The organism is Massilia sp. BGA-UO-ETr-WB1 (genome assembly GCF_059567845.1).
In genome coordinates this window covers 700,918-713,979 of the sequence record NZ_JCAQOT010000027.1, presented here as the reverse complement: position 1 = coordinate 713,979, position 13,062 = coordinate 700,918, and the positions used below count along the sequence as shown (strand labels likewise).

Sequence of the window (13,062 nt, the reverse complement as noted above, 5' to 3'; positions counted from 1 at the left end):
GCGTAAAAAGTTAATACTGGTAATTGAGGCTGAAGCTGCCGCTGTGGGATGCGGCGCGGAAGTGTTCGGGCTTGCGTATCGGCCGTCCGATGAACAGGTCGATCTGGGTGCGGCCCAGCTGGCCGCGCCAGCCCAGCCCGCCGCCGGCCAGGCTGGTGCCCGCCAGCAGCACCGTATGCGGACCCGCCACCCGGCCATAGTCCAGGCCCAGGTACAGCTGATCGCTGTCGCGCACAGCCCAGCTCAGCTCATTGCGCCACAGCCAGCCGCGCTCGGCAGACAGGCTGGTTTCGCCGTCGAAACCGCGCACGGTGTAGCGGCCGCCGATGGCGAAACGGTCCTGCGGGATCAGCGTGGAGCGGTTCCACTGCGCGCGCCAGTTCACCTGGTACTGCAGCCTGGCCGCGCGCAGCGTGAACGGCACGCTCAACGTGGCGTCGGCATTGAGGATGGCGGGCCGCGAGGTGCCGTCGTTGAACTCTTCTTCGGGCGCCGGCAAAGTGCCGAACAAGTGCGAACCGCGCTTGTACAGCAGGTTGGCGTCCAGCGTGGCGTTGCCGAGGTACTCCTTGTGCGACAGACCCAGCTCATGCCCGCCCATCTGGCGGCGCTGCACCTGCACTTCGGTATCGTCGATATAGTTGTTGCTGCGGCGCTGGTACAGGCGCACGGACGCGCTGGTCTTGCGGGATGCATCGCGGTACAGCACCCGCGCCAGTTTCACGTCGGCATTGCCGCTGGTGCCGCTGTAGACGTAAGTCTGGTTGGCGCCGGCAATTGCCTGGTAGTAGCGGTAACGGCTGGCGTTCAGCGACAGCAGCCAGTAGCCCGCCGGCATCGAATAATGCAGCGCGTAGTTGCGGGTGCCATGCTCGCCGCCGGGCGCCGCCAGGTTGCGGTTCACGCTGAAGTAGGCCAGCTCGTTCCAGCCCAGCAGGTTGTCCAGCGACACGGTGGCGCCGCCCTGGTATTTGCCGGTGGACTTGCTGCCGCTGTCGTCGGCGGACAGGCTCAGGCGTACAGGCAGCGCCTGCCGCCACTTGATCACCAGATCGCTTTCGCCCGGCTGCTCGCCCGGAACGATTTCAATGTCGGCTTCCGCCGTCGGCACGCGCTTGAAATTCTCCAGCGCCTGTTCGATGGCGCGCAGGTTCAGGATGTCGCCGGGCGCCGCCGGCAGCGCGGTGCGCCACGAAGCGCGCGCGTTGCCGCCGCCGGCCGCAGGCTCGGCGAAGCGCACCGCGCGGATGCGGCCAGGCACCAGCACCAGGCGCAGCTCGCCGCCGCGCAGGTCCTGCGGCGCGGCCAGCACGCGTGTGGTCACATAGCCGGCCGCAATCAGCGCGTTCTGCACTTTGGTCAGCACGGCGTTCACGCCGGCGCTGCCCAGGCACAGGCCGACGGCGCCGTCCGCCGCGCCCAGCGCCCAGGAAAACCGCGCCGCCTGGTCGCCCTGCAGTGCGATATGGCGGATCGGGAAGCACGGCGTTTCGTTCAGGGGGTAGGCGTCGGCGGCCTTGACCGGCTCGCGCGGCAGCCGCACGCCGGGCCGCTGCTCCTCGGCCTGCTGTGCCTGTTCACGCTGCTGCTGACGCTGGATTTGCCGTGCTGCGATCTCCGCCGGCGTCTGCCCATGGGCGGTCTGATGAACCAGGCCGGACAGCAGCAATACGCCGTACCAACCCTTGCTTGCATACTGCATGTATTGCCTTGCGGAAATTTCAAATTGCGAATTGTATACAGATGATTTCCACGAGGCAACGAATATATATTCTAATTTATAACTTTTAATTTGCAAGTTAATTAACAATCTGCCAGGCGCCGCTTAGCGGGATCGTGTAACATGCATAACCCATGAAGACAATCGCAGTCATCGGCGGCGGCATTACCGGCGTCACCACCGCCTATGCCCTGGCCAAGCGCGGCCTGGACGTCACCTTGTATGAACGCCATCGCTACCCCGCCATGGAAACCTCGTTCGCCAATGGCGGCCAGCTGTCGGCCTCGAACGCCGAAGCCTGGAACCATTGGTCCACGGTGGTGAAAGGGCTGAAATGGATGTGGCGCCGGGACGCGCCCCTGCTGGTGCGTCCGGCGGCGAGCTGGCACCAGCTGTCCTGGTTCGCCGAATTTGTCCGCGCCATTCCCAGCTACCGCAGCAACACGATAGAAACCGCCCGCCTCGCCGTGGCGGCGCGCCGGCACCTGTACGCGTGGGCTGCCGCCGAGCACATCGAGTTCGATCTGGAACGCAAGGGCATCCTGCACATCTACCACGACAAGGCCGGTTTCGAGCACGCGGCGCAGGTGACGCGCCTGTTGGCGCAAGGCGGGCTGGAACGGCGCGCAGTCACGCCGGCGGAGATGCGGGCCATCGAGCCCACGCTGGCCGGCAACTACTACGGCGGCTTCTACACCGAAAGCGACGCCAGCGGCGACATCCATAAATTCACGGTCGGGATGGCGGCGGCCAGCGAACGCCTGGGCGTGCGCTGCGTGTACGGGCGCGCCATCGACAGCCTCGGCATCGGCGGCAAAAGCGGCCCGGGCATCACTGTCGGCGCGCACGAGCCTGAGCGCTACGACGGCGTCGTCATCTGCGCCGGCACCGCCAGCCGCCGCTTCGGCGCGATGCTGGGCGACCATGTGAACGTGTACCCGGTGAAAGGCTATTCCATTACCGTCAACCTCGCCACACCGGAAAGCCAGCTGGGCGCGCCGCGCGTGAGCCTGCTCGACGACGCCACCAAGCTGGTGGCCAGCCGCCTCGGACAGGACCGCCTGCGCATTGCCGGCACGGCCGAATTCAACGGCATGAACCGCGACATCCGCGCCGACCGCATCCGTCCGCTGGTGGACTGGGTGGAGCGCTGCTTCCCCAACGTCAACACGCGCTCGGTGGTGCCCTGGGCCGGGCTGCGGCCGACCATGCCCGACATGATGCCCCGGGTGGGACGCGGGCGCGCCCCAGGCGTGTTCTATAACACCGGGCACGGCCACCTGGGCTGGACCCTGGCCGCCGTGACCGCAGATGCCGTGGCCGATGCCGTGCTGCACGCAGCCGGCCGCCGGCCATAAGCCCATAAACGACGCATGTTCAAAGCGCTTCACATCATTTCAGGCACCTGCGTGCTGGCCGTGCTGTATTTCGGCCGCGACGTGTTCCAGGCACTGGCGCTGGCCGCCATCCTCAGCATCGCGCTGGCCCCGCTGACGCGGCGCTTTGCCCGCCTCGGCCTGGGCCAGGTACCGGCCACGCTGGCAACCGTGATCCTCGCCGCCGTCTGCCTGGCCGGCCTGGCCGGCGCGCTGGTGTTCCAGCTGTCCGACCTGACGGCCGACCTGCCGCGCTACAAGCAGGCGCTGCAGGTGAAAGCCGAGCAGCTGCGGGGATTGGCGGAACGGCCTTTCGTCGCGCTCGAGGCGCGGCTGCAGGGCACGGACGGTGCCGGCGCCATCGCGGCAGCCCCGGACGCTGCCGGCAAGCCGCCGGCCGCGGCAACAACGGCGCCGCCGCTGGCGCGGCCCGGCGTGCGGGACACGGTGACACGCCTGCTGTCCCAGGTATGGGGGCCGATCGGCCAGGCCGGGATCGTGCTGGTGCTGTTCATCTTCATTTCACTGGAACACGAATCGCTGCAGGACCGCCTGATCCGGCTGGCGGGCAATGCCAGCCTCAGCCGCACTGTGCAGACGCTGGTCGACGCCGGCCAAGGCATCTCGCGCTTCTTCTTTGCGCAGGTGGTGGTCAACATCTCGTTCGCGCTGGCCGTCACCGCCAGCCTGTGGGCGCTGCAAGTGCCGCATGCGGTGCTGTGGGGCGCGCTGAGCGGCATCCTGCGCTTCGTTCCCTACCTGGGCATGCTGATCGCGGGTGCGGCCATCGGCCTGTTTTCCGCCGCCGTGGACCCCGGCTGGGCGCTGGCCCTGTGGTGCATGGCCCTGTTCCTGGTGCTGGAACTGCTGGTCGCCTACCTGGTCGAACCGCGGGTATACGGCCATAGCTCGGGCTTGTCGCCGCTGGCCGTGATCGTGGCCGCGCTGTTCTGGGGCGCGCTGTGGGGGCCGGTCGGCCTGATCCTGTCCACCCCGCTGACCCTGTGCCTGGTGGTGGCCGGACGCCATGTGCCGGCGCTGGCGCCGCTCACCACGTTGCTGGGCGCGGCGCCCAGCGTGAGCGCCGCCCAGCGCTTCTACCAGCGCGCGCTGGCCGGCGATATCGGCGCCATCGTGCGCGACGGCCAGGCCAGCCTGAAGCGCAGCAGCCTGGCGGCCTATTGCGACCGGGTGTTGATCCCCGCCCTGGCGCTGGCCATGCCCGACATCCAGACCGGCAGCATCGACGACGCGCAGCTGGACCGGCTGCGCAAGGCCATTGCCGAAGCCACCGAGGCGCTGACCGCGCCGGGCGCGGGCGCGCAGGGCCGGCGCCGCCCCGTGCCGCTGCTCGACACCAATGTCGGCGCCCACCTGCGCAAGCTGCGGCAGGCCCGCTCCGGCCAGTGGCAGGGATCGCTGGATGTGCCGGCGCACTCGGTGATCCTGTGCGCCGGACTGGGCTCGGACCGCGAAGACTTCCTGACCGAACTGCTGGTGCGGGCCTTGAGCGACGGCGGCGCCGATGCCCGCAGCGTGGTGCTGAACCGGCCAGGAGAGCACCCGGGCGAGGACAAGGCCTACCTGGTCTCGGCCGCGATCCTGCCCTACCCCGACGAAACCGGCATCGACGCATGGCTGGAGGCGGCGGCCGGCTTGCGCGCGGGATTGCCCGAGGCCAGCATCGTGACCATCCGGCTGCCGCTGGATGGCAAGCTCGCGCGGGCGGCCGAGGTGGAGGCGGCGGTGGACCTGGTGCTGCAATCGTTCGAGCAGGCGCGCGCGTTCGCGGGAGCCCACACGTAAACCCGGCACTGCAGTTGACATGCGCCACCTCCGCGCACAAACTTCAGTCATGCATGCTGCTTCACCGTTCATTTTCCGATTCAACGCGCGTGCCAAATGCCGGCTGGCGGCCGGCTTGCTGTTCTCAGCGCTCGCACTGCCCGCCGTTCACGCCGCCGAGCGGCTGGCGATCGACTACGTGGTCTCCAACGCGCCCCAGCGTATCGCCTGGATACGCACCATCAACCAGTTCGCCGCCGCCAATCCCGACATCCGCATCACCCACAACGGCTTCCCCCAGGAACAGTACAAGCGCGACTTCACCGCCCGCCTGCGGACGGGCAAGGCCGACCTGGCGTTCTGGTACGCGGGCGAGCGCCTGCGCGACGCCGCCGAGAACAAGCTGCTGGCCCCGCTCGACGCGGACACCGTGGCGCTGCTGAAGAAACAGAAGTTCCATCCAGCCACGATAGAAGGCACCCGCATCGACGGCGAGGTGTACGGCTTTCCGCTGTATTACTATGTGTGGGGCTTTGTCTACCGCAAGTCCCTGTTCGACCGGCTCGACCTGCGGCCGCCAGCCACCTGGAGCGAATTCCTGCAGGTGTGTGAACGGCTGAAGGCCGCCGGCGTGACGCCGCTGGCGGTGGGCGCCAGGAGCGGCTGGCCGGCGGCCGGCTGGTTCGATTACCTGAACTTGCGCATCAACGGCATCGACTTTCACCGCAAGCTGCTGCGCGGCAACGCGCGCTTCACCGACGCCCGGGTGCGCCAGGTGTTCGATGTCTGGGGCGACCTGCTGCGCAAGGGCTACTTCCTGGAGGCGACGATGGACCAGGAACCGAACCACGTGCTGCCCTATTTGTACCGCCATCACGCCGGCATGATGCTGATGGGGAGCTTCGTCGCCGCCAGGTTCCCGGAGGCGGTCGCCGCCGACATGGGCTTCTTCGCTTTTCCGAATTACTCTCCGGCCATGCCCGCCTACGAAGAAGCCCCGCTCGACGTGCTGGTCCTGCCGGCCGGCGGCGCCAATCCGGGCGCCCGCAAACGCTTTCTCACCTTCCTGGCCGAAAGCGGCGCGCTGCGCTACATCGCCGATGCCGACCAGACCCTGCCGGCGCAGGCCGGCACCGCCCCGTCTTCCGTCTTGCTGGGGGAAGCCACCAGCAGCATCCTGGCCGGCGCCGCAGGGCTGACCTATTTCTTCGACCGGGATGCCAAGGCGGAACTGGTGGAGCCGGTTTTCGCAGGCCTGCGCCAGTTTCTAAAAGCCCCGCACGACACGGACCAAGTAGTCAACCACATCGAGAAGTCCCGTCTCAAGCCAAGCATTCCTGAAAGCCCGCCATAAGTCAGAAGGATGAGAGCGCCCGATCGCATCAAGCTATATCATATAGGCAGAGAAACTTATATTGCGCATAGCCATGACGACCGACGCACAAAAAACGATGACACGGCATTCCGACGCGGAACGCGTCGCCGCACTGGAAAGCCTGGGCATCCTGGACAGCCAGACCAGTACCTACTTCGACGGCGTGACGCAGCTGGCCATGAGCATCTTCGGCGTCCCCGGCGCCTTCATTTCGCTGATCGACCGCGACCGCCAGTGGCTCAAGGCCAGCACCGGCTTTTGCACGCCGGGCGATTCGCGCGAGCATTCGTTCTGCACCCACACCATCCAGGCCACCGACGTGCTGGTGATCGAGGACACGCACGACGATCCGCGCTTCCGCGACAATCCCATGGTGACGGGCCCGGACAAGATCCGCTTCTACGCCGGCGCCCCGATGCTGACGCGCGACGGTTTTGCCATCGGCGCCTTGTGCGTGATCGACCAGGCGCCGCGCCAGCTGGACCAGGCCCAGCGCAGCAAGCTGCAAGGGCTGGCGTCGCTGGTCATGTCGCACATCGAATTGCGGCGCGCCGTCGGCCATGTGGATGCGCTCAGCGGCATCCCCAACAAATTCCAGCTCGAGGCCGACCTGAAGGAGCAATGCGCGGTGGCCGAAGGCGAAGAGCGGGTGCTGCTGTATATCGACATGCCGGACGCGGCCAAGGCGTTCGAGATTGCCAGCGTGCTCGGCATTTCGGTGTACGACGACCTGATCCGCAGCGTGGCGCGCCGGCTGTCCGGCTTGTTCCGCGCCCGCGCCAGCCTGTACCACGTCACCGACACGCGCTTCGCCCTGCTCTCGACGGACGGCGGCACGGCCGGGTTTGTCGACTTCGTGCACAGCCTGGACGCGGCGCTACAGGAGCCGCTGCTGGGGCTGAACCTCCCGCTCAACCTGGTCAGCTTTGGCGGCATCGTGCAGGTCAAGCTGTGCCCGCAGTCTTCCACGGACGCGCCGCGCAAGGCCACGGCGGCCGTCAACCAGGCGCTGATCTCGCGCCAGCGCTGGAGCGTGTACGATCCGCACTCGGATGCCAGCCAGCAGCGCGCTTTCCGGCTGCTCAACAGCGTGCACCAGGGCCTGGCCGGGGACGCGTTCCAGCTGGTGTACCAGCCCAAGCATGATGTGCGCAGCGGAACATGCCAGTCGGCGGAGGCGCTGCTGCGCTGGCAGCATCCCGAACTGGGCTTCGTGTCGCCGGCCGAGTTCATCCCGCTGATAGAAAAAACCGCGCTGATCGGTCCGCTGACCAACTGGGTCATCCGCACCGCCATCCGGCAGACGGCGGACTGGCACCGGCAAGGCCACCGCATCAAGATCGCCATCAACCTCTCCGCCTACAATTTCGACGAGCCGGATATCTGCGCGCGCCTGGTGGATGCCTGCCGCGAGTTCGGACTGGAGCCGCGCTACGTGGAGATCGAATGCACGGAGGGCACGTGGATGGAAAGCGCCAGCATACTAAAGGCCATGCACGACATCCGCGCCAGCGGCATGAGCCTGGCGCTGGACGACTTCGGCACCGGCTACAGCAATTTCTCCTATCTGCAGAACGTGCCGGCCTCGGTGGTCAAGGTGGACCAGTCCCTGATACGCAACGTGCATACCAACGCGCGCGACCAGCGCATTGTCCGCTCGCTGATCGCGCTGGCGGGCGAACTCGACTATCAGGTGGTGGCCGAAGGCGTGGAGACGGCGGAATCGCTGGAACTGATACGGAGCTGGGGCTGCCACGTGGCCCAGGGCTACTACTTCGCCAGGCCGCTGGCGGCGGAAGGCTTCATCGAGCACATACGGCAGCACGCGGTGTAGCCCGAGCGCGAGCGGGTCCCCTGGGGCGGGTCCGCTGCGCGCGGCGCCTGTACCGCGGCGACGGCGGCGCTTGCGGCCAGGGAAATCATGCCGCCGTGCCGGCATCGGCGTGGTCGTGGTCCGCCAGCGATACGTCATGCAACAGGCTGTAGTGGCGGAAAGCGGCGCGCAAGTCGGCGCGCAGGACCTTGTTCTCCCATGGCTTGGTGTAGAAACGGTAGATCGCCCCCCGGTTGACCGCCTGCACGATCGATTCCAGGTTGGTATAGCCGGTCAGGAGGATGCGGAAGATGTCCGGGTACATTTCCTTCACGCGGTCCAGAAATACCGTGCCGCTCATGTTCGGCATGCGCTGGTCGCACAGTACCACCTGGACTTCGTGCCTGGCCAGCAGGTCGAAACCTTCTTCCGCCGATCCTGCCGAGAGCAGGCGGTAGCCGTCCAGGCGCAGCAAGCGCCGCAGCGACGACAGCACACCGGGATCGTCGTCGATCAGCAGCAGCGTCTTTTGCAGCACGTTCGCCGCAGGCAACTCCAAGCGCACCCCCCGCAACAGCAGCAGCTCCAGCTCCGCCACCGGCAACGGACGGCTGAATAAGTAGCCCTGGATCTCGTCGCAATGATGACGCCGCAGAAACGCCAGCTGGGCAACCGTCTCGACCCCTTCGGCGATCACGCCGAGCTTCAAACTGTGCGCCATGCCCAGTATGGCCAGCACGATGGCGGCGTCGTCCGGATTGCTTGTCACTTCGCGGATGAAGGCGATGTCGATCTTCAATTTGTCGATCGGGAAGCGGCGCAGGTAGGCCAGGCTCGAATAGCCCGTGCCGAAGTCGTCGATCGATATCTGCACACCCAGCCGCTTCAAATTCTTCAGGACGGCGATGGTCCGTTCCGTATTGGCCATCAGCGAACTCTCGGTCAGTTCCAGTTCGAGCAAGTCCGGCGGCACGTCGTGTGTTTGCAGCGCCGCGATCACATCGGCCCCCAGGTCGCCCTCGGCCAGCTGCCGCCCGGCGACGTTGACCGAGACGCTCACCGGGCCGATCTCGCAGCGCAGCCAAGCGCCGATCTGGCGGCATGCGGCGTCGATCACCCAGCGCCCGACCGCCACCACCAGGCCGGTTTCTTCCAGCACCCCGATGAAAACATGCGGCGGCACCAGGCCGTGGCCCGGGCGCTGCCAGCGCAACAGGGCCTCCAGCCCGACGATGCGGCCGTTGACCGCCTCCACCTTGGGCTGATAGTGCAAGATGAACTCGCCGTTCTCCAGCGCCTTGCGCAGGGCGATCTCGAGCTCCAGCCTGGCCAGCAGCTCGACGTTCATCTGCGCGGTAAAGAAGCGGAACGTGTCGCGGCCGGAACGTTTGGCACGGTACATCGCCGTGTCGGCGTACTTGATCAGATCTTCGGGGGTGGCCGCGTCATTCGGGTGCATGGTAATGCCGATGCTGGCCGTCACGCTCACTTCATGCCCGCCAAGCATGAAGGCAGGACGCAGCACCTCGCGGATATGGTTGGCAACGGTAGCGGCGGTGTTATGGCCATCCGGCATCAAGATAATCAATGCGAACTCGTCGCCGCCCAGGCGTCCGATCGTGTCGCGCACGCGCACGCAGTGCGACAGGCGCTCGCTGAACTGGACCAGGAGCTCGTCGCCGCAGGAATGGCCCAGCGTGTCGTTGACGTTCTTGAAGTTGTCCAGGTCGAGAAACAGGACCGCGAGCATCCAGCCGTTGCGCGCCGCCTGCACCAGCATCTTGTCGAGGATCTCGTAGAAGAGCGTGCGGTTGGGCAAGCCGGTCAGGCCGTCGTGATGCGCCTGGTGCCGCAGGCGGTGCTCGGCGTGCGTGCGTTCGGTGATGTCGCGCAGCACGGCGACGATGATCCAGTCGGCGCCCGAACGCAGCGCCTGCCGGTGAATTTCCACGTGCACCCACGAATCGTCCTTGCGGTGTACGCGCGCCAGCGCGCTTTCATTGGTGCCTTTGGCGATGAGGTCATCATAAAGCGCTTCGAGTTCGGCCGGATGCCCGGCGCTAATGTCGGCCGGCCCCAGGTGCATCAGTTCCTCGCGGCTGTATCCGCTCATGAAACAGGCCGTGTCGTTAACTTCGACAAAGCGCATGCTCTTGCGGCTGAGCAGAAAGATGCCGTCGGCGGTGAAATCCATCGCCGTGCGGAAGCGGCGCAAATCCTCCTCGCCGTTCTTTTGCTCGGTAATGTTCATATGCATCACCACCGCGCCATGACGGTATTCCGCGCCCAAAGGCGAGACGGTCAGGAGGAACCAGACCGGCTGACCGTCCGCCTGGCAAGCGTACTGGGTGGAATAGCGCGCCAGGGCCCCGGACAGCACGGCGCGGATGCCGGCCGCAATCGGCCCGGCCTCGGCCGCGTCCTCGCCGCTGGCCTGCTCGCACAGGCGCAGATAATTCTCGCCCACGGCGTGCCCGGGCGCCTGCACCGCCTGCGGCGCGCCGCCGCACTCCCAGGCGTCGTTGACGGACATGATGACGCCGTCCGGACCGATCATCGCGATATGCGCGGGCAGCGCGTTGAGCATGGCGTTCTGGCGCGAGGCCTCGTTCAGGCGCATCTGCTCCTGCGCGCGCCGCAGCAGAAACGGCCGGCCCTGCCGGTCCATGATCGAATCGATCTCACCGCCGGTAAGCTGTTCCAGCCGCTCCACGCTCTCCTGCAGCGTGGCGATCAGTTTCGTCACTTCCATGGCGGCGGTTCTCCCTTTACGCGCGCGCGGCCTGTCAGGGCCGCAGGCCGAGCGCGAGCAGCACGTCGTCCGTCTGGTTCAGGGTGCCCACGATCCTGCGCACGGCGGGCGGCTCCAGTTTGAGCAGGGTCGGAGTCATGAAAACGCCGTCCTCCAGCGCGCGCATCTGTTCGCGGAAAACGTCGATCACTTCGATCTCGTAGCACTGCGCCAAATGGGTGTCGCACAGCGCTTGCAGGTTGGCCCGCGCCTGCAGGGAATTCTGCGCGTCGCCCGCCACGTAAAGGCGAAATTTGTATATGAAGGAACCATCCATATTGTTCTACTTCGCCACCATGCTGAGGTCCGCGCCGCGCAGTTCCGCCATCCGGCTGCGCCCGCGCGCGGCCTCGCGTTCCCGGCTTTCGACGGTACGCACCAGCAGCGCCTTCTCGACCTGCTTGGCGACCAGCTCGGTCTGCACCGACTTGAGGCGCACTTCCAGCTCCGCCTCCTCGGCGTCCAGCTGGACCTTCTTGAGCTGGGCGGCCACTTCGGCCAGTTCCGCGGCAACCCGCTCGGCGCTTTCCTTTTCCCACCGCAAGGTGCCCATCAGCACCTCGCCGCCGGCGCTGTAAGTGTCGGCCAGGGTCACGCCCGCGTCGCTGAGGATCAGTTCGCGCACCTGGTTCGAGTGCGCTGTGCCGCGCGACTTGATGATGGACATGCCGCGGTTGCGCTCGCCCGCCTGGACCAGGTAATTGAGGTGTATCCACGTATCGGCCAGCGTCGAGATCTGCAGCGGCGAACCGCCCTCGGACTGGCTCGCCATCTCGTCGAGCAAGCTGGTGCACACCAGCGTGATGCCCTGCGCCTTGGACCAATCGATCAGCCGTTCGGCCACACTGTGCGCGGTCAGCTCATTGCCCGATTTGGACAGGGTCGAGACCGGGTCAATCACGAGGCAGCGCGCGCCGTGCTCCTGCGCCAGCATCTTGATGCGCACCAGGTAAGTCTCGGCGCTACCGGTGATGGTGCGCGCCGATATCATGCTCAGGCAGCCGCTCTTGACGTAGGCCTCGAGCGCGATGCCGACCGAGGCCAGGTTGCGCACCACCTCCGCCCCGTCCGAATCGAAGCTGATGAACATGGTGCGCTCGCCGCGCCGGCAGGCCGCCTCCGCGAACGCGCCGCTCAGCGTGGTCTTGGCGGTGCCCGGGAAGCCGGTAATGAGCACGCTCGCCCCCCGGTAATATCCGCCGCCCAGCATGGTGTTAAGCCGTTCGATACCGCTGGAAACCCGTTCATTGGTCACGTTCGCGTCCACGTGGCCCAGCGTGCGCGCGACGGCCACCTCGAAGCCCTTCTTGCTGATCAGGAACGGCGATTCGTTTTCGTCGAACGCCGAGCCGCGGTATTTCTGGACACGCAGATTGCGTTGGGAAACACCAAGCACAACGCGATGGTTCAGTACGATGGAGCAATCCACCATGAACTGCATGAAACCGAACGATTGCGGCATCAGGCTGTCGGCCCCGTGGCCGGTCTTGGCGGTGATAATGGCGGTCATTTCGTGCCGCAGCAGCCAATCGTGCAGGCGGTAGATTTCACGCCGTTTGGACATGGCGTCGGGCAGCAACGCCAGCACAATGTCCAGCGCGTCGATGACGATGCGTTTCGACCCCATCGCCCCGGCCTGGCATTCCAGGGCCGCCAGCATGCCGCTCAGATCGAAGGCGCCGGACAGCACCAGGTCCGGCGCGGGCTGCGCGTCGAGAAAATACACCGCCTGCTGTTCCTGCAACGCGGGGAGATCCCACCCGAATCCACTGGCGTTGGCGATGATGCGCTCCGAGGTCTCCTCGAACGCGACAAAGATTCCCGGCTCGCCGCACTCGCGGGCGCCATGCACCAGAAATTGCAGCGCAAGGATAGTCTTGCCCGATCCGGGACCGCCGGCGAGCAGCGTCGTTCGCCCCCTCGGCATGCCGCCTCCGGTCATTTCATTCAGGCCGACAATGCCTGTGAGCGCCTTTGAATATCCCTGCAATGGCGCAGTCGATGCTTGCTTCATGGTCGGGGGCCTATGTGCGGGAACAGGAATCGGCAAGCGCAAAGTGAAACTTGCGCAAACAGGAGGGAACTAAGGGTGGAATTGAAGCCGGCTGGCAATACCCGATTGCCGGCAAGCTGCAAATCCAGTGTAGCATGCGGGGGAAATTATTCCCGCAAAATCAAGTATTTACTCAGCTTTCTGCACAC

8 protein-coding genes are annotated in these 13,062 nt (G+C 66.2%); 4 read left to right on the top strand and 4 right to left on the bottom strand.

Annotated features, from left to right (window positions below; translation table 11 throughout):
- Nucleotides 1–10: 10 nt before the first annotated feature.
- A complete protein-coding gene (locus AC56DV_RS30075) occupies nucleotides 11–1,702 on the bottom strand; it encodes a ShlB/FhaC/HecB family hemolysin secretion/activation protein (protein ID WP_496317872.1) in 1,692 nt (563 codons plus the stop codon).
- Nucleotides 1,703–1,854: 152 nt separating this feature from the next.
- Between AC56DV_RS30075 and AC56DV_RS30070 the strand changes: the two genes are divergently transcribed.
- The 4 genes from AC56DV_RS30070 (at nucleotide 1,855) to AC56DV_RS30055 (ending at nucleotide 8,090) form a co-directional block, all read left to right on the top strand.
- Nucleotides 1,855–3,078, top strand: a complete 1,224-nt coding sequence (locus AC56DV_RS30070) for a D-amino acid dehydrogenase (RefSeq protein WP_496317871.1) — start codon at nucleotides 1,855–1,857, stop codon at nucleotides 3,076–3,078.
- A gap of 15 nt (nucleotides 3,079–3,093) precedes the next feature.
- Nucleotides 3,094–4,902 carry an AI-2E family transporter gene (locus AC56DV_RS30065; protein WP_496317870.1) on the top strand — a complete coding sequence of 603 codons (1,809 nt, stop codon included), beginning with the start codon at nucleotides 3,094–3,096 and terminating at the stop codon, nucleotides 4,900–4,902.
- 115 nt (nucleotides 4,903–5,017) lie between these two features.
- On the top strand, nucleotides 5,018–6,235 hold the full coding sequence (locus tag AC56DV_RS30060; protein WP_496317869.1) for an ABC transporter substrate-binding protein: 1,218 nt from the start codon (nucleotides 5,018–5,020) through the stop codon (nucleotides 6,233–6,235).
- 97 nt (nucleotides 6,236–6,332) lie between these two features.
- Nucleotides 6,333–8,090 (top strand): sensor domain-containing phosphodiesterase, encoded by a 1,758-nt coding sequence (locus AC56DV_RS30055; RefSeq protein WP_496317868.1) that lies wholly within the window; start codon nucleotides 6,333–6,335, stop codon nucleotides 8,088–8,090.
- A gap of 85 nt (nucleotides 8,091–8,175) precedes the next feature.
- Here AC56DV_RS30055 and AC56DV_RS30050 read toward each other — a convergent pair whose 3' ends face one another.
- Genes AC56DV_RS30050 through kaiC form a run of 3 tightly spaced genes read right to left on the bottom strand, consistent with a single transcriptional unit; the run spans nucleotide 8,176 to nucleotide 12,874 of the window.
- Entirely contained in the window at nucleotides 8,176–10,821 is a 2,646-nt protein-coding gene (locus AC56DV_RS30050) for an EAL domain-containing protein (protein ID WP_496317867.1), read from the bottom strand.
- Nucleotides 10,822–10,855: 34 nt separating this feature from the next.
- Nucleotides 10,856–11,137: a circadian clock KaiB family protein gene (locus AC56DV_RS30045; protein WP_496317866.1), complete on the bottom strand. Its 282-nt coding sequence runs from the start codon at nucleotides 11,135–11,137 to the stop codon at nucleotides 10,856–10,858.
- A gap of 6 nt (nucleotides 11,138–11,143) precedes the next feature.
- On the bottom strand, nucleotides 11,144–12,874 hold the full coding sequence (gene kaiC, locus AC56DV_RS30040) for a circadian clock protein KaiC (protein WP_496317865.1): 1,731 nt from the start codon (nucleotides 12,872–12,874) through the stop codon (nucleotides 11,144–11,146).
- Nucleotides 12,875–13,062: the final 188 nt, after the last annotated feature.